Genomic DNA, 20,248 nt, shown 5'->3' on the forward strand with positions numbered 1-20,248 from the left:
GGCCATTGATCTTCCGGCATGAATGAGGATATATGAGCCGCGACAACCGAGCGTATTCATAGCTTATCGGACGGGCGCGTAGCTCAGCGGGAGAGCACTACGTTGACATCGTAGGGGTCACTGGTTCGATCCCAGTCGCGCCCACCATTCCCTACCTTTTCCAATCCTTCATAGGGTCCATCCGTACGGAAGGGCCGGCTACCGCTTCACGCGCATGCGCGATTTCTCTCCGGTTTTTCGGCCCTGGGCCCTGCGCGAGAGCAGATTCAGGGCTTCAATGAAGCCGGAGAACAGCATCGCGGCGTAGACATAGCCCTTGGGCACCTTCGCGCCGAATCCTTCGGCGATCAGGGTCATGCCGATCATCAGCAGAAAGCCGAGCGCCAGCATGACGACGCTGGGGTTGGCGTTGATGAAGTTGGCGAGCGGACCTGCAGCGGCGAACATCACGGCCACGGTGATCAGGATGGCGATGACCATGATCGCGATATGGTCCGTCATGCCCACGGCGGTGATGATGCTGTCGATGGAGAAGACCATGTCGAGCAGGAGGATTTGCCCTATCGCTGCGGCGAAGCTCATGGTTGCCTTGCCGGAGAACATGTCGGGGCCGGGATCAGGATCCACGTTGTGATGGATCTCCTTGGTCGCCTTCCAGACGAGGAAGAGGCCGCCGGCGATGAGGATCATGTCGCGCCAGGAGAGGGCCGCATCGATGACGGGGATGGTCACCACCGGCTCGGTGAGCTGCACGATGATGAAGACGAGACTCAGAAAGGCCAGCCGCAGAACCAGGGCGGCGCCGATGCCGAGGGTCCGTGCTTTCGCCCGCTGATCCTCGGGAAGCTTGTTGGTCAAAATGGAGATGAAGATGAGGTTGTCGATGCCGAGCACGACCTCCATCACGATCAGGGTGGCGAGCGCTAGCCAGTTGGCAGGGTCCGAGAAAATCGCTGCGAGATCGAACATCGCTGTCTCTTCCTCTCACTAGGTCGTTCGGGGCTGAATTGCGGGATGCCGACCGTTGTATGCACGCAGGGAATAGAGCCGGATGCATCGGACGTCTAGCGGCGAAACCGACGGCCCTTGAACTGCGTTGAGGCCGTGCCGCTTTACATGAGGCTGGGGGCGGCACAGGTATTTTGCGCGATTCGTTGCGGGCTTGGGGGTTCCCTTTGCGCCGCCGATTCGGGAAGGCGAAGTAGGGAGGGGAATTCGAAGTGGCAAGCCGCAGCGAGCGGGTTGGAGCGGACGGTGCTGAGCCGGACGATGGGTCGGCCAAGGAGTTCGTGGTCGGTCTCGGGCGGGCCTTCGCAGGCGCCCTGATCTTCTCCGTGCCCATGCTGATGACCATGGAGATGTGGTGGCTCGGCTTCACCATCGAGCCGTTCCGGCTGGCGCTGCTTCTCTTTCTTATGGTGCCGATGCTGACCGGGCTTTCCCGGCTCGGCGGGTTCCGCAACAACGCCCACGTCATCGACGATGTGGCCGATAGCCTCGTGGCGATTGCTGTAGCGGCGGTCTCGGCCGTGATCGTCCTGGCCCTGTTCAATCTGATCACGCCGGAGATGCCGGTGCGCGAAGTGGTGGGCAAAGTCGCCATCCAGATGTTTCCGGCTGCCATCGGCGCGATCCTTGCCCAGAATCAGCTCGGCGGCGGCGTGCGGGACAAGATGGCGGCGGTTGAGTCCTCCTATTGGGGCGAGCTTCTCATCCTGGCGGTCGGAGCGCTGTTCCTCTCCCTCAACATTGCGCCGACGGAGGAAGTCGAACGGATCGCCTATCAGATGACGGTCTGGCATGTGGTGGCGATCATCGTGCTTTCGATCGTGTTGCTCCACGCCATCGTCTACATGGTGGACTTCACCGGTACCGAGATACGGGCCGCCTCTTTCCTGAGCGTCTTTGTTGGATACACGGTGGTGGGCTACGCGGTGGTCGCCCTGGTCAATCTCTACCTGCTCTGGACATTCGGCCGGACAGACGGGCTTTCCCTCCACGAGGTCATGAGTCTCGTGGCCGTTATCAGCTTTCCCGGCGCGATCGGCGCCGCATTCGCGCGGTTGATTCTCTGATGGCCAGCAAGAAACAAGCATTGCAACAGCCGACCGGCACCTCCGCCATCGAGTGGGTGGTCGCCGCGATCGGCACTGCGGTCATCGTCGCGGCGGTCGCCTACATGGTCTGGTACGGCGTCGCCCGGCCGGGTGGTCCGCCGGAGCTCAGCATCCGTCAGGTCTCCGAGGCCCGGCAGGTGGAGGGCAGCTATCTCGTCCAGGTCGAGGTGAACAACCAGGGCCATTCGACGGCGGCCAATGTCCAGATCTCAGGCGCCCTTCAGGAGGGCGGTGTCAGCGTCGAGGAAAGCAGCGCCTCGATCGACTACGTGCCCCAGCAGTCGAAGCGCCGCGCCTATTTCCAGTTCACGAAAGATCCGGCGGATTATGCGTTGGAGCTGAGAGTGGAAGGGATGGCCAAGCCATAGAACCAAGGTTCTGAGCTGGCCAGTGCGCAACCCTCGCTGGCTGCCCTCAGCGGCGCCAGGTGGCCTTGAAGGACGAGTAGACGAAGGTTGCCGACCAGGTGAGCGCCATGAAGCCCGCCAGGCCTTCGAAGACGCTGATGAGCCTCAGATCGCCTTTCGGCGTGGCGTCGGCGAAGCCCAAGGTCGTGTAGGCGGAGCTTGAGAAATAGAGCAGGTCGACGGCGTTCGCATCCACCTTGGCGAACTGGCCCCAGCCGCCGAGATCGATCAGCAGCCCCAGAAGAAGCGCGTAGCCCACGATATGAGAGAGATGAGCGCTGACCAGCAGCACGAGCATGGCCAGGGAGCGCTTGTGGTTATCGGCATCGTCGCTCGGGGTGATGGCGGACAGGCCCCAAAGCGTCCAATAATGGGCAGACAGGACGACCACCAGTGCTGCGATTGCGACGACGACTGAAATCCACATAGCGCCTCTCGTTGCTTTTGGTTCTTCTTTCGCTGGTTCTGGATGTGGTGGTACCCCTTGGGTGCCCGTTCCGGACCGAAAACGGCAGGCTCGTCCAGTTGTTCCAAGGGTTTTGAGCCGACAGTTTCGCATTTGGGCGGCTTGACCCGTTGACAGCGGGGGCAGGGCTTTTTATGTTCCGCCGCTCAAGCGCCGGGCGAGGAGCCTTCGGCGCTTTTCCTATTGTTTAAAACCGCGGACTGCTTTGGGTCATGAAGATCAAGAATTCCATCCGATCCTTGCGTAAGCGCCACCGGGCCAATCGTGTGGTGCGCCGCCGCGGCCGCCTGTACGTGATCAACAAGGTCAACCGGCGGTTCAAGGCGCGCCAGGGCTAGAGCGCGTCCACAGCTTTCTCCGACCAGACAATTCGCTGCTCGGCTAAGGCTTTGCGCGTGCCACCTCGCATGAGTGCTGGAGTGTCGTCAGAATTTGCTTTGACGCGCTCCTAAGCGCAGTTTTACGCTCTCGCTTATGGGCATTTGTAAGTGGGGGGCACCGCTCTCCTGGGTGGCTCTCCAGGGCGCTATTGCCGGTTCTGTTTTGCTGGGGTGTATGGTCGCCGCCGGACCGGTTCTCGCGGTCTCCGGCTTGTCCGTCAAGCCCCTCCCAGACAACGCTCATCCAAACAACACGCATCACGCTCTTCCGCTTCGGCAGGCGAACGTCACGCCTGGGCCGCTCGCCGTGTTAGGGCCGGGCGAGCCCGGTTGGGGCGTTCGGGAAGCGCCGGTCGCCGAGCGCAATCCCGAAGATCCCCTGGTGCCGCTTCCCGACCGGGCGCCGTTCCCGAGCCCGGAGGGCGTTCCCGGGCAGCCGCCCGCCGCAGGGCAGGGCGCTTTGCCGGGCGCCGGCGGCGTTCCCGACGGGATGGATGCGGAGGCGCTCTTCTCGGACGCCGAAGCGCGCAGCCAGATGCTGGACCAGCTCTACGATGCGCTTGCTAGCAGTCCCGACGCTCAAGCAGCAGGGCGGCTGCAGGATGCGATCGAGACGATCTGGCTGCGGACCGGCAGCCCCACCATCGACGTCTTGCTGGAGCGGGCGATCCTGATGGGGCAGGCTGGGGATTACGGGATCGCCCTGGAGATCCTCAATGCCGCCATCTCGCTTTCGCCGGACACGGCCGAGACGTGGCATCAGCGGGCCATGGTCCATTTCCTGCGTGACGAGCATTCCAAGGCTCTATCGGATCTTCGGCGGACGCTCGCGCTCGACCCCAAGCATTACGAGGCGATTGCCGGTCTGGCCCGGGTTCTGGAGCATTTGGGTCAGAAAGAATCGGCACTCGCCGTCTATCGCCGGGCGCTCCAGATCAATCCTTTTCTGGAGCCGGCGCGGCTCGCGGTTGAAGAACTGTCCCGCGAGATCGAGGGCCAGGACATCTAGCCGGGCACCCCTGCCGGCCGCGCTCGATCCCGAGCTAACTTCCCCTGAGGACTGCAAAATTTCTGCCTAGAATGCGGGCGCGGTTGCCTGCGTTTTGGACAGATTATGCCTAAGAGGAGTGCAACTTCTGGTTCCTATTGACATATTGAAGAATGTCAGGAAATAATATTTCCTCCTGGGAAATCTAAAAAACAAGAGCCCCGGGGACGTACCAAGGGAGGAAATAACCATGAGCCGCACCACTTCGGAGCGGATCGACAGCCTATTCAGGATCGACAAATTCTGCGCCATCGGCTTTGTCATCGTCCTGTGGGCCACGGTCCTATACGTGTTCGTGTCGATACTGCCATTTGTCGACGACATGAACGTCAAGATCGCCATCGGTGCCGCCGGCGCCGCTGTGCTGATCTTCAACACCGCCTCGATCTTCGCGATGCTTCGGCACTACGCCGATGACAAGGAAGATATCTACGGCATCGACATCCGCCACAAAGACGCTCTCGCCACGCTCAAGAAGAGCGGCCGGCTCGACCGTCAAATCGCGGAGTAATCCAAAATGGCAAAAGCATACCGTCCGCCGAAGCAGACCAGCTTCGGCCAATTCATCGACTCCATTTTCCTGATCGCTCTCGTCTACGGCAGCCTGATGCTGCCGCTGATGTTCAACTTCGGGGCGGGTGGAGAGGAGCCCGCACCGGCGAAAGAGCCGGCTGAGATCACCTGGCAATCCCTCGATCAGAACGAGGTCATGCAGGCTCAGTGGGAGAAGCTGGGATACGACCCGGCGGAAGCCGCGGAGCTCATCAATGCGCGCTTCGACTACTCAATCGAGCCGATCTCGCTGGCGATCACCGCCTTGGTGATCCTCGGCTATTTCCTGTTCGTCCTGAAATACTCCGAGAAAGAGTACCGGGACGTGATCGCCGAGCGCTTCGGCCGCTCGCAGAAATAGGGGGGAACAATGGATATCTGGACAATCGCCAGCTACGCGGCCTGGGCGGTCTCCGCTCTGCTGCTCGGCTGGATGCTCTTTGACCTCATCCGGGTCGGCGCCGTCTACGGCGAAGACTTCCTGATGAGTGCCCGTGAGGGTGAGGACGAGCTTCTGCACGAAGCGGAAGAAGAAGAGGAAGGGGGCCGCAAATGAGCACGGAAGCCGTGGCGGAATCCGGAAAGGATCGCCTCTTTCTCCTCAAGGTGCTCGGCCCCGTTCACGTTTGGGCGCTGGGCGTCGGCATCGTTCTGGTCGGCGAGTATATGGGCTGGAACTTCTCCGTCGGGAAGGGCGGGGCGCTCGGCTCGCTGATTGCCTGCTGGATCATCGGCCTGCTCTACACCTGCGTCGCCATGATCGACTCCGAGGTCACCTCCACGGTGGCGGCGGCGGGCGGCCAATACACGCAAGCCAAGCATATCATCGGGCCGCTGATGGCCTTCAATGTCGGGCTCTATCTCGTGATGGCCTACACCATGCTGGAGGCGGCGGATGCGCTCATCGTGGGCGATCTACTGACCCAGCTTGCCGAAGAGAGCGGGGTGACGAACTTCGATGCCCGGGCCTTCGTGGTGCTGACAATCGCGATATTGGCGTTCATGAACTATCGCGGCGTGCTGATGACCCTGTCGGTCAACTTCCTGATCACTGCGGTGGCCTTCATCGCCATCATCGTGATGTTCTTCGGCATTCAGCCGTGGAACGAAGGCGTGACGATCTTCCATGGGGATCTGCTCACAGGGCTACCCTACGGGTGGATCGGCGTGGTCGCGGCGCTACAGTTCGGCATGTGGTACTACCTCGGCATCGAGGGCACCTGCCAGGCGGCCGAAGAGGTGCGCAGCGCAGGACGTTCGATCCCGCTGGGCACCATGAGCGGCATGATCACGCTGCTGATCGCGGCGTCGCTCACCTGGTTCATGGCCTCAGGCCTGCTCCCCTGGGAGTATCTCGGCCAGGCCGTGGTGCCGCTCTACGATACTGCGCGCATGACCGGCAGCCCGATGCTTCAGACGCTGCTCTTCGTGGGCACGCTGTTCGCGGCGATCGCTTCGGCCAATGGCTGCATCAACGATGCCTCGCGGGCCTGGTTCTCCATGGGCCGTGACCGCTACATGCCGACCTGGTTCGGGGCGGTGCATCCGCGCTACCGCACGCCGTTCCGGGCGATCGTTTTCCTGATCCCAATCGCGGTGTCGTTCGCCTTCACCGGCTTGCTGGACCAGGTGATCACCTTCTCGATCCTGTCGGGTCTGCTGGGCTACACGTTCATGTCCATCAACGTGATCAAGTTCCGGCGGCAATGGCCCCTCGGGGTGATCGACCGCGGCTATGTGCATCCGTTCCATCCGATACCGGCGCTGATGTTGCTGACGCTCTGCACGGCAACATATTTCGCGACCTATCTCGGATACGGACCGCAGCTTCTGTCGATCATGGTGTTCTACATCATCGCGTCGATCTGGTTTGCCATGCACCGCTACAAATACGTGGCGCGGGGCGACCAGTTCACCATGACGTGGCCACGTCCGGCGGGGTACTAACGGCCTCCTCGCTGGATTTCCGGCGGCGGCCGCTTCTCTCCCACGCCCTTCCAGGGAGAGAGGCGGTTCGCCTGCCGGCCCTTTTTCACGATCGGCATCACGGGGTTCCACATGCTGCCTTATCTCATTGCGTTTCCCATGGCGGCCGTTCTCGTCTGGCTCTATTTGCGTGACAGGCGCGAAACCGAGCGGACACGCGGCGCCACGTTGAGCGCGTGCGCCAGCGTCCTTCATGGGGAGGTGCATATCCGGCATCAGGAGGACGGGTTTCCGATCCTCTCCGGCCGGTATGCTGGAAAGCGGGCGGTGCTGCGGGCGACCGTCGACACGCTGATCCCGCGCAAGCTTCCCTCGCTCTGGCTCGAGGTCTCGATCCTTACGCCGATTCCCTACACAGCCCGGCTGAGCTACCTGATCCGGCCGGTGAACACCGAATTCTTCTCGCCCTCATCGCGGCTGGCCCGACGGCTGGACATTCCGTCCGACTGGCCCCGGGAAGCGGCCATGCTGCGCACCGATGAGGAGGGCAGCGTGCCCCCGCTGGCGGCGCTTGCCGGACCCTTGAGGCAGCTCTGCGCTGACCGGCGGGTGAAGGAGGTGGTGGTGACGCCGCGGGGCGTCCGCATCATCTATCTGGCCGATGAAGGCGAGCGCGGCAGCTATCTGCTGCTCCGACAGGCCCGCTTCGATCCGGAGCCGATCGATCCCGCGCTGGCTCGGTCGCTGCTCGACAGTGCGCTCGGCCTGGCCGAGACCCTGCAGGGCACTGATCGTGCCGTGCCTGCGCAGCCCGAACACCGTTTGATCCGCGCAAGCGGACGGAAAGGACGTCATGAGCAAGAAAGCATCGCCCTCGAAGCCTGAGCAGGCTTCGATGCCGCTGCATCCTTATCTGGTGATGGCGGTCGCAATCGTGCTGCCGGGCGTGGGGCAGCTTCTGAACAATCAGCCCCAGCGCGCGCTCACCATGCTGTTCTTCATGATCCTGCTGGGCATGGTGACCATGCACACGGCGGCTCCGGATGCATCCTTTATCGGACGCTATGCCGGCGGGCTGGCCATCTATTCGCTCTCGGTGCTGGATGCCTATCGCTGGGCGCGGCTGCGCTGGGAGATCGCGCGCAAAGAGCGGGAAGACGGCGCGCCGAATGCACCGGCGCGCGCCTGAAGCTCACGCGCGTAGAGATCGTCTGCCGGCCGCTTAGGCCTGTTCGTGAGATCCGTCGCCGACGCTGGCGATGCGCAGCATGTTTGTGCCACCGGATTTGCCGAAGGGCAGACCCGCGGAGATGATGATCTGATCGTCGTACTGGGCGAAGTCCTCTTCCAGGGCGATGCGGCAGGCCTTGGCGACCATGTCGTCCACGCTTTCCGGATCGCCCGTCAGCACGCAGTGCAGACCCCACACAATAGCGAGCTTGCGGCCCGTGGCCGGCACCGGCGTCAGGGCCAGGATCGGCTGTGGCGGGCGCTCGCGGGCCGCGCGGATGCTGGTTTGGCCCGACGAGGTGTAGCAAACGATGGCCGCCAGGTTCAGGGTATTGGCGACGGTGCGGGCAGCCGCGGAGACCGCGTCTATGCCGGTCGCTTCGCGATAGATGTTCTGGGCGTGGATGATCGCCTCATAGAGGGGGTCGCGCTCCACCTCGATGGCGACCCGGTCCATGGTGGCGACGGCCTCGGTGGGGAACTTGCCGACCGCCGATTCGGCCGACAGCATCACAGCATCGGCCCCTTCGAACACGGCCGTGGCGACGTCGGAGACCTCCGCGCGGGTGGGCACCGGCGAAGAGATCATCGATTCCAGCATCTGGGTGGCGACCACCACGGGCTTGCCGGCGTTGCGGGCGGCGCGGGTGATCTGCTTCTGAAGGCCGGGCACCTTCTCCACGGGCATCTCGACGCCCAGATCGCCGCGGGCGACCATGATGCCGTCGGCGAGCTTCATGATCTCGGTGAGCTCGTTCACGGCGGAAGGCTTCTCGATCTTGGCCATCACCGCGGCGCGGCCATTCACCAGCTTCTGGGCCTCGGCGATATCGTCGGCGCGCTGCACGAAGGAGAGCGCAATCCAATCGACCCCCGTCGAGCAGGCGGCTTCGAGATCGGCGCGGTCCTTGTCGGTCATGGCGCCCAAAGGCAGCACGGTGTCGGGCAGGCTGACGCCCTTGCGGCTGCCCAGCGAGCCGCCGACGACCACCTCCGCATCGATGCGGACGTCGCTGGCATCGACCACGCGCAGGCGCAGCTTGCCGTCGTCGAGGAGCAGGGTGTGGCCCGGCTCGATCGCTTCGAAGATCTCCGGATGGGGCAGGTGAATGCGGCCCGAGCCGTCTGTCACCTCGCGGCGGACGAAGCTCACCACATCGCCTTCGGTCAGGAGCATGGCGCCGGATTCAAACTTGCCGACGCGGAGCTTCGGGCCCTGCAGATCGGCGAGAATGCCGATGGGGCGCTGGCACTCCTCCTCGACTTCCCGGATCATGGCCTGAGTCTCAGCCATGCTCTCATGGCTGGTGTGGCTCATATTGATGCGGAAAACATCCGCCCCCTTGTCGAAGAGGGCAGCCAGAGTCGCTTTGTTATTTGATGCGGGTCCGAGTGTGGCGACGATCTTGACCCTACGATTTCGCCTCATTGTGCGTCGTCTTCAGCGCCGGGATCGGTGAGGCGGATGGTCCAATCGCGCTCTTCACCGGTATCAACTTCAAAAAACCCGGTTCGCTTATAACCCCGCTTTACGCAATTTTTTGTGTCGCGAATGGTAAAGGCCTTGTCGTCCGTGCACATCGAGATGCTGCCGGCCCATTCGCCGCCGCGGTCGTAATCGACGGCGTGGAGATAATAGTACCGGGCGATGAGCACGCCCTTCAGCAGGGTCTCGCAGGTATGAGCGGCGACGTTCCACCAGCCCTCCGTGGCCCAGCCTTCCTTGTCCTTGTAGCCGATGGCCACGCCGACACGGCTCGTGGTCGTGTTGCAGAGCTTCAGATCGGCATGGGCGGCCGTACCGACACCGAGCAGCGGGACGGCGAGCATGAAACTGAAGAGAAGGCGAAACAGTTGTCTCCTCACGCGCCCGGCGCTCTTGGCCGGGGTCCGCATCGTTTTGGAAGCGACAGTCAAGTCTGAGCCTTTGGTCACGAATGGATTGATGATACCGAACGGGTGCGTTTCTATCATCGGCGCGCCGGATTATAAGAGTAATTCACCCCTGCAAAAACCCGCCGCGCGATGGCTGGGAGAATGGGTCGCAACGCACCCCGTCCCCACGTCTTTCTCATCGTCTTGTATAGGGGCTGGGGCTTTAGTGAAAGGGCTTCGAGCCGGAAGTCTGTAAAGAGCAATAAGAGGCATTCAGTGGAGCAACGGGTCTCGCAATCGCAGCCGACCGAATCGCAAGAAGAATCCTACCAGTTCATCGACGGCGATCTCTCTCGGGGGCTCATTATTCTCTGCGATCATGCGGAGAACACGATCCCCGAGCGCTTCAGCCAGCTTGGTCTCAAGGACGAGATCATGCGGCGGCATATCGCCTACGATCCCGGCGCGAAGGGGGTGGCGACTAGGCTTGCTGAGCTTCTGGGCGCACCGGCGCTGCTGACGCGGTTTTCCAGGCTGCTGATCGACCCCAATCGGGGCCCGCGCGATCCCACCCAGATCATGCAGATCTCCGACAGCGTGATCGTGCCCGGCAATGTCGGGATGACGGCGGAGCAGCGCCAGGAGCGAATCGATACCTTCTACAAGCCCTATCACGAGGCGATCGATGCGCTGATCGACCAGGGCGTCGAGGGCGGGCGCGTGCCGGCCCTACTGGCGATCCATAGCTTCACGCCGGCCTGGAAGGGCGTGCCGCGGCCCTGGCACGCCACGGTGCTGTGGGACAAGGACGGACGTCTGCCCCAACCGCTGCTGGCCGGCTTGAGTGCGGAAGACGATATCGTCTCGGGCGAGAACGTGCCTTACAGCGGCGAATTGGAAGGCGACACCCTGAACCGTCACGGCACGCGGCGGGGCATCGCCCACGCCCTGATCGAGTTGCGGCAGGATCTGCTTGGCACCGAGCAGCAGCAGGAAGAGTGGGCCCAGCGCCTGGCGCGGATCGTGACGTCGGTGATGGAGAACGAGGCGGTCGCCAACTCCCTCGACGAGATCAGGTATACGGGCGGTGCGGCCGAGCGGATCGAAGGCCGGCCGGCCCCCGGCAAGACCGGCGGCAGCGGCGGCCTCGAAATAGAAGAGGCGGATGCGGGGCTTTCCGGTAAGACCGGGTCGGGCATTGACGATGCCCTGCGCACGGAGCTCGAGGCGGCGACCTTCCGGCGGCTGCGGGACCACCTCCGGGAGCGCACGGACGTCCAGAATATCGACATGATGGAGCTCGCCGGGTTCTGCCGGAACTGCCTGTCGCGCTGGTATATGGAAGCGGCGGAAGCCAAGGGGCTGACGCTTTCCAAGGACGAGGCGCGGGAGATCGTCTACGGCATGGCCTATGACGAGTGGAAGGCCAAATATCAGAAGTAAGGTACTGATATAGCGGCGTTTTCGCCTCTATCCATTCCAGCCTCTGGATAGTTTGGATTACCGCTTCACGGTGCTTGCGGGGCGAAAGCGCCACCGCCTAAGCTCACCGTTCGATTCGCTTCCATCAGCCTTTAGTTTCAGTGAGGTCCAGACGTGTCGCTTCATTCGTCAGCCAAAGACCAGCTTCGCACAATCGTCGCTCGCATCGAGCGCCTGGAAGAGGAGAAGGCGGCGCTGGCCGCCGATCTGAAGGAGGTCTATGCCGAGGCCAAGGCCAATGGCTTCGACACCAAGGCGCTGAAATCCGTGATCCGGATCCGCAAGCAGGACGAGGAGAAGCGTAAGGAAGAAGAGGCCGTGCTGACGACCTATCTCCATGCGCTCGGCATGGATGACGACGAAGGCGAAGGCGAGGTGGTGGCCGCGTAGAGCGCGGCCCGTATTACCCTAGCGGGATGCGAGCTGAGTCTCGGTCCTGCCGGGGAGGGCGGCGTAGAGGCTCCGGACCGCGGTGCCCTCGAACCGGTCGGTCATGGCGAGGCTCATGACCCGGCTCGTATCCCGCAGCTCAAGGGCGTGCGGGATCGACATTTCCTCGAACACGAAAGCGATATCATCCTGGCGGGGATGGATCATCGGCGCGATTTCGGTGTCGTAGCCCACGAGCCGGTCGCTCATGAGCACCGCCACATTGTAGTGGGCGAAGGTGAGCGCCTCTTCGGGGTGCTCCTCATCCTGCGCGGGCAAGCTCATCACATCGGTCTTGCGATAGGCGCTGCTGGCGTCAGAGGCGGTATCGGCGCTGGCCACGGGCTGCGGCGCAGGCGTCGGCTTGGGCGCCGGTGCGGGCGCCAGATTGGACGAGAAGGAGGGCGCGCCGCCGAGGCTCGCCATGGCGAAGGGGCTGGCGGGTTTACGGTTCGGCATGGGGGCCGAGGCCATCGCGGAGCTCGCGGCCGGCGCATCAGGCGTCTCGTCGGCCTTGCCGAGGCTCATGGGCCGGTAATTCACGTTGGTCGCAGCGAGCAGCGGATTGTTCGGCTGAGTATCGCCGGCGCTCGCAAGCTTGGCGGAGAGCTGCCGGAAGGGTGAGGGCGTCGGCAGGGGCGGCGGCTCCGCAGAGGCCACGGCGGTTGGGGCCGGGGCACTCGGGCGGCCGCGCAGGATGTCGGCGGCGGTCTGATATTTACCGCTCGAGGCGGCGCGGCGGTAATCGGCTTGGGTGATACGGCGGCCGTCGCTCGGGATGTAGTCGGTCTTGCCGTCCGGGAAGAGGGCCGCCAGCTCCATATGAGGAATGCGGGGCCACATGCGCACCCGGCCCGTGTCCACATGGACGAAGGGGACGCCGGAGTTCGGGTAATAGCCGACGCCGCCGAATTCCTGGATGAGCGCCAGATTGCGCAGCTTCTTCACCGGCACGCCGGGAATATGGATATCGGCGGCCTTACCGAGGATGTGCTGGCTGTATTTGGCCTGTCCGCCGCCAGAGGCGCGCAGCTTGTTGTTTGTCTTCTGGGACCGGTAGCCCGAGATCAGATGGATCGGCTCGGTAGCGCCAAGCTGGGTGTAGATTCGCCAGATAAGGTCGATCAGCTCCGGATCCATCTTGGTGTGATCCTTGGCCCGCCAGTCGCCCATGAAGCGGTTGAGCTTGTCCATGGCGGCGGGCACGAAGCGATCGTTCACCTTGTAGGTGACGGTCACATATTCCTTCGTGTGGATATTATAGAAACGAAGGGTGCGGGCCGTGGAATTGGCGTTGGCGGCGGGCGCATAGAGGTCCGGCACCACCAAGAGCATGGCGAGAACGCCAATGAAAATGGCGCGCACAGCATTACGGTTCGGAAGAAATTCCCGTCGTCCCATTCCACCCCTACGCAGCTACTAAACCAAGGCCGAACGTCGCTTTGGTTGCGGCCTCCCTCATCCCCGTTACATCCGCCCGAGTGGGCATTGCAAGACGGCGAGTCTTCTTCGACCGCAGTTAACGAGAAGTATTGAGGGGAAATTTTGCGCAAAAGAGGGCGAAAAAGTTAACGCCGCCAGCACCTTATTGCTGACGGCGTTAACCATGGTTCTCTTACGGGTGTGGAAAACGCCTAGAGATTAAGGGCGCGTTCCATCCGCTGATCGTGGCCGTAAAGGTCTCCGTAGCGCTTGAGGCTGCCATCGGGATTGGCCCAGGCGGTGAAGTAGGTCACGTAGACCGGGATGTGCCGCTTCAGGGCGACGCCCGAGTCGTGCCCGGTGCGGATCATCTGGTCGACCCGGCCCTTGGTCCAGTTCTGGTCATGGCCCAGCAGGATCGCGGCCAGCTGATCCGGGTTCTGGATCCGCATGCAGCCATGGCTCTCGGCGCGCACCGTGTTGTTGAACAGGTAGCGCTGCGGCGTGTCGTGCATGTAGACATCATGCTTGTTCGGGAAGAGGAACTTCACGACACCCAGCACATTCTTCGGTCCCGGCGGCTGCCGGAAGGCGAGGGTGCGAACGTCCACCCGATCCCACGGAATGGTCTGCGGGTTGACCTCGCGTCCCTTGTAATTGACGCGCAGATTGTGGCGGTCGATGACCGACGTGTCCCAGCCCGTGCTAGCACTGAACCATCCTCCGCCGGTCCGGCGGATAAAGGGCCGGATCTCACCGGTCTTGATGGAATTCGGCACATGCCAGGACGGGTTGAAGACGATGGTCTCCATCTCGTCGAAGAACACCGGCGTTGCCGTGCTCGGCTTGCCGACCACCGCCTTGGCGGAATGGATAACCTTGCGGTCCTCGACGACCCGCAGCTTGAACTCCGGAATGTTCACGCGGACGTAGAAGTCGCCCAGATAGTTGGGCAGCCAGCGCCAGCGCTCCATGTTCACCAGCACCAGATTGATCTGGTCCTGATTGCCCATCTCGGCCGGGCCGCCATTGAGAACACGGCGGGTGCCGGGGCCGACGAGGCCGTCGGTTGCGATGCCGTGAGCCTGCTGGAAGGCCATAACCGCATCCTGAACGTCCTTGTCGAACAGCTCGGGATCGCCGGCGGGGCCGCCGTCACCGAACTCTTCGGGCGCGGCGCTTACCTCGAGGCGCTTGCGGAGCAGGCGGACCTGAGGATGCGTCACGCCAAGACGCAGGGTGGGGCCTGCCGGAATGACGACCTTCGGCTCTTCGTCCTTCGTCTCGTCCTCACCACGCAGCTTCGCAAGAGTGCGGCGCAGGGCCTCGAATTGCGGCTGGTCGGGCTGGAAGCTCCGGAGATAGCCGGCCGGGTCGGACCGGAAAGAGATCGACTCCATCACCTCCAGGGGCTTGGGCAGCCGCAGGTCGGGATCGAGATAGCCGCTGACCTGGCGCGGCGTAATACGGCCGCCGCGGGCGTCATTGGCGTAGCGGGTGACGGCGAAGCTGATCTGGATCTCCGCATCGGCCAAGCGCTTGGCCGCGGCCGCGGGATCCTTCTTGAAGCTCGCCGGATCGAAATCGGAAAGGTCGGGGACCGCGTAATCGGCAGAGCGCAGACCGTAGCTGTCGGCCTTCTTAAGCTCGGCGATCACCGTCTCGCCGCGATCCGTCAGTCCCTTTTCGCTCACCCAGAGCGGCGTGTTATCTGGCAGCGAGTAATACTCAACAAGAGCGCCATGCTCCTGCTTGCGCGTCTCGGTCGCGCTGGTAAAGCTCTCGGAAAGCTGGTCCTGAATGCTGATCTTGATCGCTTCGTCGCGACCGATCAGCGCCGACGGACCGTCGGGTTCCGCAGCAAATGCCGGAAGGCTCGTGGCCGCCGCAACTGGCACGAGCAATGAAAGTCCGACAGCAATCGTGTAAATAGGCCTCATAATCCCTGCTCCCTGGCCGGACAACGCGGTACGATTCGGCAAGGTCTGGAACGTAGCTTGCCCCCCTTGCGAAAACCAGAGGCCGGCCCGGTTTCAGCCGGAAATCACGTCCTTTTTTCCGCGACTGTTGCTTTCCTGCAAAGCGGTGCTTGCAAATTAGCCAATTCGCGCTTCCAGGCCGATCTCCCGCATCTTGCGGTAGAGGGTCGAACGGCCGATTCCCAATTTCTTGGCGATCTCGGTCATGCGGCCCCGGTAGCGGCCGAAAGCGAGGCGAATCATATCAGCTTCTATGGCATCGAGGGGCCGGATATCCCCAGAATCCGACAGGGCGGGAATGCCCACCGCGTCGCGCCCGTTGCCGGACGGAATGTGGATGGTGGTCGGGGTGCGGCCTGAATCGCCGAGCACCACGGGACCATCGATCTGCGGGGCTTTCTTCGGTGCCGGCGCTGGCGGCACGGTGACCGAATAGCCTTCCACATGGGCGGCGATCTGCGGGAACTCGTTGACGCCCACCTTGTCGCCGTCGGACAGGACCACGGCGCGGAACATGGCGTTCTCGAGCTGGCGTATATTGCCCGGCCAGCTATAGCGGGACAGCATGGAGATGGCCTCGGCCTCCAGCCCGTCGATCTGCTTGTTCTCTTCGCTGGCGAAACGCGCCGCGAAATGACGGGCGAGCTCGGGCACGTCTTCGAGGCGCTCGCGAAGCGGCGGCACCCAGATGGGGAAGACGTTCAGCCGGTAATAGAGATCCTCGCGGAAGCCGCCTTCCTGGACCAGCTTGATAAGATCCTGGTTGGTGGCGGAGATCAGCCGAATATCGACCTTCACGGGCTGCTTGGCGCCGACGGGGTCGATCTCCCCCTCCTGGAGGGCGCGGAGCAGCTTCACCTGGGCGTCCAGGGGCAGCTCGCCGATCTCGTCGAGGAAGAGGGTGCCGCCATCGGCTTCCTGGAACTTGCCGATGCGCCTTTCGGTGGCGCCGGTGAAGGCGCCCTTCTCGTGGCCGAAGAGAATGCTCTCGACCAGATTTTCCGGGATGGCGCCGCAGTTTACGGTCACGAAGGGCTTGCCGGCGCGGTCGCTCTCGCCCTGGATGGCGCGGGCGACAAGCTCCTTGCCGACCCCGCTTTCGCCTTCGATCAGGACAGGGATCTGGGAGTTTGCCGCGCGCTTACCGAGCTCCACCACGCGGGCCATGGTCTCGCTGCCCGCGATCAGGTCGTCGAACGACAGCTCACCGCCATGACTTGCCTTCATGCGGGTCAGCTCGCCCTGGAGGGCCTCGATGCGAAGCGCGTTCTTAATGGAAACCTCCAGCCGTTCGGGGCTCACCGGCTTCACGACAAAATCGGCGGCGCCGGCCCGCATGGCGGAAATCGCGGCGTCGATGGAACCGTGGGCGGTCTGCACAATGGCCGGCGGCTTCTTCGGCAGCGTCTTCATTGCGGCCAGCACCTCCATACCGTCGGTGCCTGGCATTACGAGGTCGAGAAGGAGGAGCTGAATGTCCTGGCCCTCGGCCTGAAGCATCTCAAGAGCTTGGTCGCCGTTCTCAGCTGTGACGACGCTATAACCGAACCGCTTGATCGTCTCCTCGAGGATACGACGCTGCGCAGGGTCGTCATCGACGACCAGAACCCGTTTAGCCATGACGCAAAACTCGCTACGATTACGCACAATACAAAAACACGCGGAGCGGCTGCCTGGCGGGTCCTACACTTCGACCCTTTGGAGCTGTTCCTGACGTCAAAATCTGCGCCGGGAAGGTAAATATCCTCTTTATCGGGGTTCGATTTTGGTGAAGCGGTGCTCCAGGGCCACGGTCCGGGGGTAGTAAACGCCTTCAAATCCACCATTTTCTAGGGTGCCTTTGGGCAGAGGCGGATGGACAAATCACGCCTTTAGGCCGTAAGTGGCGCCCAATCCGATTCCTGTTTCGTCAGTTTCTCGCGAGATCCCAACCATGCAGTCTGCCAAGTTTCTCACTCCCGGACGCCCCTGTTTCTCAGCCGCCGACGGTGCCACCGCGGCGGAGGTCACGAGCGCACTGGGGGACCTGCCGGAATGGAAGCTGGAGGATCTCTACCCCTCTCCGGACGCGCCGGAGCTGGAGGCCGATCTCGGCAAGGCCGAGAAGATGGCCGACGCGATGCACGAGAGCTACGCGGGTAAGCTCTCGGCGATCGCCACCCATAGCGGCGAGGATCTCGCCAAGGCCGTGGAGGAGTTCGAGACTCTGAGCGATCTGCTCGGCCGGGTGATCTCCTATGCCAGCCTGCGCTACGCCGCCGACACGTCGGATCCGGCGCGGCAGAAATTCTTCGGCGACGTTCAGGAGCGGGTGACGACGATCAGCTCGAAGCTGATCTTCTTCCCGCTGGAGATGAACCGGATCGACGACGGGGTGATGGCGCGCGCCATGGAGACGCCGGCGCTGGCTCATTACAGGCCATGGATCGAGGATCTCCGCAAAGAGAAGCCCTATCAGCTCGACGACAAGCTGGAGCAGCTCTTCCACGAGAAGGCCGTCTCGGGCCGCGGCGCCTGGAACCGGCTGTTCAACGAGACGCTGGCCCAGATGCGCTTCGAGGTGGATGGCGAGAGCTTGAGCCTGGAGCCTGCGATCAACCTGCTGCTCGATTCCGACGAGGAGAAGCGGCGGAAATCGGCGCAAGCGCTGGGCAAGGAGTTCAAGGAGAACCTCCACCTCTTCACCATCGTCACCAACACCCTGGCCAAGGACAAGGAGATCTCCGACCGCTGGCGTGGCTTCGAGGATGTCGCCGATTCCAAACATCTGGCGAACCGGGTGGAGCGCGAGGTGGTCGATGCGCTGGTGCAGGCGGTGCGGGACAAGTACCCGTCCATCTCCCACCGCTATTACAAGATGAAGGCCAAGTGGCTGGGCAAGGACAAGCTCATGTACTGGGACCGCAACGCGCCCGTCGTGAAGGAGCCCGCCCAGACCATCGGCTGGGACCAGGCGCGGAGCACCGTGCTTTCGGCCTACGGCAACTTCTCACCGCGCATGGCGGATATCGCCCAGGACTTCTTCGATAAGGGCTGGATCGATGCGCCGTCGCGCCAGGGCAAGCAGCCGGGCGCCTTCTCCCATCCCACGGTGCCGAGCGCGCACCCGTATGTGCTGCTGAACTATCTCGGCAAGCCGCGGGACGTGATGACGCTCGCCCATGAGCTGGGTCACGGCGTGCATCAGGTGCTGGCGAACGGGCAGGGGCCTCTCATGGCGCCGACGCCGCTGACGCTCGCCGAGACCGCCAGCGTGTTCGGCGAGATGCTGACCTTCCGGCAGCTTCTGGACAACGCGCCGTCGGCGGCGGAGCGCCGGGCCATGCTGGCGCTGAAGGTGGAGGACATGATCAACACGGTCGTCCGCCAGATTGCATTCTACTGGTTCGAGCGGATGATCCACACGGAGCGGCGCCAGGGCGAGCTGACGTCCGAGCAGCTCTGCGAGATGTGGATGGAGGTGCAGCGGGAGAGCCTTGGGCCGGCCATCGAACTTGGCGAAGGCTACGAGACCTTCTGGTGCTACATCCCCCATTTCATCCACTCGCCGTTCTACGTCTACGCCTATGCCTTCGGCGACTGCCTTGTGAACTCGCTCTACGCGGTCTACGAGAAGTCTGACGAAGGGTTTGCCGAGCGTTATCTGGACATGCTGGCGGCCGGCGGGTCGAAGCATCACAAGGAGCTTCTGAAGCCGTTCGGGCTCGATGCGTCGGAGCCGGGATTCTGGTCCATGGGTCTGAACGTGATCGAGGGCCTGATCGACGAGCTGGAAGCGATGGATGCGGAGGCCGACGCCGTTTGATCGGTCCGACGGAGACGCATGATTGGCATGCCTCTTGTGAGGAGGCGGGATGATCACCTTCATGCCGATGCTGATGTGGGTGGCGGCGCTGGTCGGAGCGGGCGCGTCGCTCTACGTGTCGGCGCACTCCGTCACGCCTTCCAATATCGGCCGCTCCCTGCTGCGCTGGCTCTTCATCTTCCCGCTCGGGGCTCAGGGCCTCTGGGATTTCGTCACCTACGGTTTCCTGCCTCAGACCATGGCCGACCAGTTCGGCTGGGCGCCGAGCCCGTTCCAGATGGAGGTGGCCTTCGCCAATCTGGGGCTTGCGGCGGCGAGCTTCTTTGCAGCCTTCTCCAAGCGTCCGGCGCGCATGGCCGTGGCGCTGGTCGCGGCCTGCTATCTGGTGGGCTCGGGGCTCAGCCTGGTGAACAACATCCTCGATGGGGACGATCTCGCCGCAGGCGTTGCCGGCGCCATCCTGCTGCAGAATTTCCTGACGCCGGTGGTCGTGCTGTTGCTGCTGTTCCTCGGGCCCCAGACGGAAGAGGCAGGGGCAACCGAGACGCGCTCTGATGCTGCTCAAGCTCCGCGCGGGCTCCAGCCGCAGCCGGCGCCGAATGCGCCTCCGCCCCAGCGTGCCCTTCCGGCGCCGTCCCGGCCGCAAGAGCCGAGCTACGGCCAGCCGTCACCGGCCTATGGGCAGGACGACCCGTTCGGGCCGCAAGAGCTTTACGGGCTGAAAGATCCTTACGGTCAGCAAGATCCGCTAGGACCGAAGGCGGCGTCGGGCTTGCATGAGCGGGCGCCTTGGGAGGCGCCATCCAATCCGGCGCCGTCTACGCCGCCGCGCGGCAATCCCGCACGGTCCAATTCTTCTCCGCCGAAGCCTGCGCCCGCCAGCCCGGCGTCTCAGCCTTCACAGCAACCACGGCGGTCACAGCAACCACGGCCGCCACAGCAGCCTCAGCGGCCCTCTGCGCCGCCACCGGCCTTGCCTCGGCCGCAGCCACCCGTCCAACCGCAGCCGCGCTATGACGATTTCGATCAGAGCCTGGAGGACGAGCTGGAGCGGGCGCGCCGCCAGCTCATGGACGATCTGCAGAAAGGGCGTAAGCCCGGGGACTACTCCGGCGACTACTAGCGCCGCG

Annotated in this window: 21 protein-coding genes and 1 tRNA gene; 15 read left to right on the top strand and 7 right to left on the bottom strand. The window is 63.3% G+C overall.

The annotated features are described in order from the left end of the window. Positions 1–72: 72 nt before the first annotated feature. Positions 73–147, top strand: a tRNA-Val gene (locus ACFQ2F_RS04940). Positions 148–198: 51 nt separating this feature from the next. Here ACFQ2F_RS04940 and ACFQ2F_RS04945 read toward each other — a convergent pair. After that, complete coding sequence (locus ACFQ2F_RS04945; protein ID WP_379086572.1) at positions 199–969, bottom strand: TerC family protein; 771 nt, start codon at positions 967–969, stop codon at positions 199–201. Positions 970–1,220: 251 nt separating this feature from the next. On the opposite strand from ACFQ2F_RS04945, the gene ACFQ2F_RS04950 reads away from it, so the two are divergent. Further along, positions 1,221–2,075: a TIGR02587 family membrane protein gene (locus ACFQ2F_RS04950; protein WP_379086575.1), complete on the top strand. Its 855-nt coding sequence runs from the start codon at positions 1,221–1,223 to the stop codon at positions 2,073–2,075. Between the two features lie 20 nt (positions 2,076–2,095). Next, the gene (locus ACFQ2F_RS04955; RefSeq protein WP_379086578.1) at positions 2,096–2,485 is read left to right on the top strand and encodes a TIGR02588 family protein; all 390 of its coding nucleotides are present in this window, start codon (positions 2,096–2,098) and stop codon (positions 2,483–2,485) included. Positions 2,486–2,531: 46 nt separating this feature from the next. Here the strand turns inward: ACFQ2F_RS04955 and ACFQ2F_RS04960 are convergent, their stop codons facing one another. Beyond that, complete coding sequence (locus tag ACFQ2F_RS04960) at positions 2,532–2,951, bottom strand: ion channel (protein WP_379086581.1); 420 nt, start codon at positions 2,949–2,951, stop codon at positions 2,532–2,534. A 251-nt stretch (positions 2,952–3,202) separates the two neighbouring features. Here ACFQ2F_RS04960 and ykgO point away from each other — a divergent pair, with 251 nt between their 5' ends. From ykgO to ACFQ2F_RS05000, 8 genes are all read left to right on the top strand, one after another. Next, a complete protein-coding gene (gene ykgO, locus ACFQ2F_RS04965; RefSeq protein ID WP_379086584.1) occupies positions 3,203–3,328 on the top strand; it encodes a type B 50S ribosomal protein L36 in 126 nt (41 codons plus the stop codon). Positions 3,329–3,581: 253 nt separating this feature from the next. Next, entirely contained in the window at positions 3,582–4,379 is a 798-nt protein-coding gene (locus tag ACFQ2F_RS04970; protein ID WP_379086587.1) for a tetratricopeptide repeat protein, read from the top strand. 229 nt (positions 4,380–4,608) lie between these two features. After that, positions 4,609–4,929: a hypothetical protein gene (locus ACFQ2F_RS04975; RefSeq protein WP_379086590.1), complete on the top strand. Its 321-nt coding sequence runs from the start codon at positions 4,609–4,611 to the stop codon at positions 4,927–4,929. 6 nt (positions 4,930–4,935) lie between these two features. Continuing rightward, positions 4,936–5,331 (top strand): hypothetical protein, encoded by a 396-nt coding sequence (locus tag ACFQ2F_RS04980; RefSeq protein ID WP_379086592.1) that lies wholly within the window; start codon positions 4,936–4,938, stop codon positions 5,329–5,331. A gap of 9 nt (positions 5,332–5,340) precedes the next feature. Then, entirely contained in the window at positions 5,341–5,526 is a 186-nt protein-coding gene (locus ACFQ2F_RS04985; protein ID WP_379086595.1) for a hypothetical protein, read from the top strand. Further along, positions 5,523–6,917, top strand: coding sequence for an APC family permease (locus tag ACFQ2F_RS04990; RefSeq protein WP_379086598.1), 1,395 nt, complete (start codon positions 5,523–5,525; stop codon positions 6,915–6,917). Before ACFQ2F_RS04985 ends, ACFQ2F_RS04990 begins: the two co-directional genes overlap by 4 nt. A gap of 111 nt (positions 6,918–7,028) precedes the next feature. Continuing rightward, complete coding sequence (locus tag ACFQ2F_RS04995; RefSeq protein ID WP_379086601.1) at positions 7,029–7,781, top strand: hypothetical protein; 753 nt, start codon at positions 7,029–7,031, stop codon at positions 7,779–7,781. Continuing rightward, positions 7,750–8,085: a hypothetical protein gene (locus ACFQ2F_RS05000; protein WP_379086604.1), complete on the top strand. Its 336-nt coding sequence runs from the start codon at positions 7,750–7,752 to the stop codon at positions 8,083–8,085. Before ACFQ2F_RS04995 ends, ACFQ2F_RS05000 begins: the two co-directional genes overlap by 32 nt. Positions 8,086–8,118: 33 nt before the next feature. Here the strand turns inward: ACFQ2F_RS05000 and pyk are convergent, their stop codons facing one another. Both pyk and ACFQ2F_RS05010 read right to left on the bottom strand, forming a co-directional pair. Beyond that, positions 8,119–9,555: a pyruvate kinase gene (gene pyk, locus ACFQ2F_RS05005; RefSeq protein WP_379086607.1), complete on the bottom strand. Its 1,437-nt coding sequence runs from the start codon at positions 9,553–9,555 to the stop codon at positions 8,119–8,121. Next, the gene (locus tag ACFQ2F_RS05010) at positions 9,552–9,992 is read right to left on the bottom strand and encodes a DUF1036 domain-containing protein (protein ID WP_379086610.1); all 441 of its coding nucleotides are present in this window, start codon (positions 9,990–9,992) and stop codon (positions 9,552–9,554) included. The genes pyk and ACFQ2F_RS05010 overlap by 4 nt, the downstream gene beginning before the upstream one ends. Before the next feature lie 285 nt (positions 9,993–10,277). On the opposite strand from ACFQ2F_RS05010, the gene ACFQ2F_RS05015 reads away from it, so the two are divergent. Together ACFQ2F_RS05015 and ACFQ2F_RS05020 are read left to right on the top strand one after the other, a co-directional pair. After that, positions 10,278–11,444 carry a DUF1244 domain-containing protein gene (locus ACFQ2F_RS05015; RefSeq protein WP_379086613.1) on the top strand — a complete coding sequence of 389 codons (1,167 nt, stop codon included), beginning with the start codon at positions 10,278–10,280 and terminating at the stop codon, positions 11,442–11,444. A gap of 153 nt (positions 11,445–11,597) precedes the next feature. Then, positions 11,598–11,873: a DUF2312 domain-containing protein gene (locus ACFQ2F_RS05020; protein WP_379086616.1), complete on the top strand. Its 276-nt coding sequence runs from the start codon at positions 11,598–11,600 to the stop codon at positions 11,871–11,873. Positions 11,874–11,891: 18 nt separating this feature from the next. Here ACFQ2F_RS05020 and ACFQ2F_RS05025 read toward each other — a convergent pair whose 3' ends face one another. From ACFQ2F_RS05025 to ACFQ2F_RS05035, 3 genes are all read right to left on the bottom strand, one after another. Next, on the bottom strand, positions 11,892–13,313 hold the full coding sequence (locus ACFQ2F_RS05025; protein WP_379086619.1) for a DUF882 domain-containing protein: 1,422 nt from the start codon (positions 13,311–13,313) through the stop codon (positions 11,892–11,894). Between the two features lie 233 nt (positions 13,314–13,546). After that, complete coding sequence (locus ACFQ2F_RS05030) at positions 13,547–15,274, bottom strand: L,D-transpeptidase family protein (protein WP_379086622.1); 1,728 nt, start codon at positions 15,272–15,274, stop codon at positions 13,547–13,549. A gap of 156 nt (positions 15,275–15,430) precedes the next feature. After that, complete coding sequence (locus tag ACFQ2F_RS05035; RefSeq protein ID WP_379086625.1) at positions 15,431–16,933, bottom strand: sigma-54-dependent transcriptional regulator; 1,503 nt, start codon at positions 16,931–16,933, stop codon at positions 15,431–15,433. 313 nt (positions 16,934–17,246) lie between these two features. On the opposite strand from ACFQ2F_RS05035, the gene ACFQ2F_RS05040 reads away from it, so the two are divergent. Continuing rightward, entirely contained in the window at positions 17,247–19,118 is a 1,872-nt protein-coding gene (locus ACFQ2F_RS05040) for a M3 family oligoendopeptidase (protein WP_379086628.1), read from the top strand. A gap of 49 nt (positions 19,119–19,167) precedes the next feature. Beyond that, positions 19,168–20,241 (top strand): DUF6790 family protein, encoded by a 1,074-nt coding sequence (locus ACFQ2F_RS05045; protein WP_379086631.1) that lies wholly within the window; start codon positions 19,168–19,170, stop codon positions 20,239–20,241. The last annotated feature ends 7 nt before the right edge of the window (positions 20,242–20,248 follow it).

The sequence above is a fragment of the Methyloligella solikamskensis genome, from assembly GCF_042676065.1.
In the GTDB taxonomy this organism is placed as follows: Bacteria; Pseudomonadota; Alphaproteobacteria; order Rhizobiales; family Methyloligellaceae; genus Methyloligella; species Methyloligella solikamskensis.